Here is a 1,899-nt window from a genome sequence, read left to right as displayed (position 1 = left end):
TGCTAGAGCGATAATTATGTGTTATAATTAAAGGGTTTGGTTATTTTTTTTGACGACGCTGGATAATATTTTCAGATACTTCTAAATCGACCTGGACTTTTCTAATTGCTAAGTCTGCGGGTAATCCTCTGAGATACCAGCGGTATACCTTGGCTAAGGTAGATTCATCGGCTTCAGCCATAGCCGATGCGATCGCATTTTGAACAGCACTAGGTACCATTTCCTTTAGGGTGGGGAATCGCTTGCTAGTCAACTCATCCCGACCACTTTTCAAGTTTAAGAAATCTTTAAATCCAGCCTTTGTTCCCATCGCAATCAGCTCATAGATCTGGTTAGCAAGTTTTGGTAGAGGTTGAACCTTGGGCAACTCAGAGAACTGCTCAGCCAGTTTTGCTAAAGAAGGTTTAGCCTTGGGCAACTCAGAGGACTGGTTAGCCAGTTTTGGTACAGCAGGTTTAGCCTTGGGCAACCCAGTTGGGTTCTTTCTGACAGCGTTAACCCCTTGGCGTTGATCCATAGCCTGATTCGCAGCGGCATCGGCTTCTGAATTCTGTGCTCGGGGAATCCACTCCAATTGAACAGAGTCAAACTGATTCAGCAGTGACTTAGCCTTTGTCCATAACGGTCGTAAGTGGGGTGTTTTAACTCTCCAGGTACCTTTAAGCTGATTGATAACTAGTTGAGAATCTCCTTTTAGGACTACCTGGCCAGCACCGATTTCCAAGGCTTTCTCCAAGCCAAGAATGGCTCCAGTATATTCGGCCTGATTGTTGGTAGCATGAGGGAAAAATTGACTAACCCTAATGGTTTGAGCTCCCGGTTGTTTAATAATAGCAGCAGCACCGGCTATTCCAGGATTTCCACGAGACCCCCCATCAAATAGGATAGTAATTTTGTTGTTAGTCTTTTTAGCTGTTACGTTGACTGATTGGTTGTTCATTTAGATTCGCTTTTGCGTTCACCCAGCAGCTCCTACAGAGCATCGCCAAATGCCTCTTAAGAAGGGAATTCTAGCCTACATATAATAAGGTATAGCAGTTCTTAATGAGGTGAGGGTTTTCGTGCTGGGTTAATGGGAGTCGGGAGTCGGGAGTCGGGAGTCGGGAGTCGGGAGTCGGGAGTCGGGAGTCGGGAGTCGGGAGTCGGGAGTCGGGAACAAAAATTATCACAATTATTGATTTAGGTACCCTAAAGTTCTCGGAAAGTGGTGTTATTATTGCTCAGCATTCAGCTAACGGGCTAACGGGCTACGGGGATGCGATCGCGCAAGTTACCCTTTTCGGCAAAGAGCCATAGCTATAGGTTTATACCAATTTCTGGTATAACAGATAACTTTCTCTTCTCCCCATCTCCCCATCTCCCCATCTCCCCATCCTTACAAGGGTAGGTTTTTTACAAAGGGGCAAGTATGTACTTTGATTGTCTTGATGCAGTCGCTCATGGGGGAAACCACGGCAGTCGCTCATGGGGGGAACCCCCTTTGGCGGCGCTGCCTCCCCAAGACCGCGCTGCATCGCTACGTATAAATTCCTAAAAATATGTATCAAAATACACAATAATTTCCGGAATAATTCTCCCCATTTCCCGCTTTTCCCGATTCCCGATTCCCGATTCCCGATTCCCGATTCCCGATTCCCGACTCCCGACCCAAATGTAAAAAACCTACCCCTGTGAGATCTCCCCATCTCCCTATTTCCCCATCTCCCCATCTCCCCATCTCCCGATCCAACCAATCTACTATCTTTGAATGCAACTCGGTATTAGATTGCTCTGACCTGCTCGGCAGCCTGGGCTAATTCAAATACCACCCGCGCCACGTAGGGGCGAATCATCCACCAGATTAAGGGTGATAACCAGCCTTTTAAAGTAACTGAGTAGGAAATATAAGTACCACAAAGG

At 46.7% G+C, this 1,899-nt stretch carries 3 protein-coding genes; all 3 read right to left on the bottom strand.

From position 1 onward, the window contains the following. Positions 1 to 40: 40 nt before the first annotated feature. Positions 41 to 940: a ribonuclease HI family protein gene (locus F6K49_RS44790; RefSeq protein WP_293108488.1), complete on the bottom strand. Its 900-nt coding sequence runs from the start codon at positions 938 to 940 to the stop codon at positions 41 to 43. Positions 941 to 1,010: 70 nt separating this feature from the next. After that, positions 1,011 to 1,169, bottom strand: a complete 159-nt coding sequence (locus tag F6K49_RS44785) for a hypothetical protein (protein ID WP_293065865.1) — start codon at positions 1,167 to 1,169, stop codon at positions 1,011 to 1,013. 135 nt (positions 1,170 to 1,304) lie between these two features. Then, positions 1,305 to 1,709, bottom strand: coding sequence for a hypothetical protein (locus tag F6K49_RS44780; protein ID WP_293108483.1), 405 nt, complete (start codon positions 1,707 to 1,709; stop codon positions 1,305 to 1,307). Between the last annotated feature and the right edge of the window lie 190 nt (positions 1,710 to 1,899).

It is taken from the genome of Moorena sp. SIO3I6, assembly GCF_010672095.1.
Note: the sequence above shows the minus strand (reverse complement) of the source record. Positions and strands in the feature narration are given on the sequence as shown.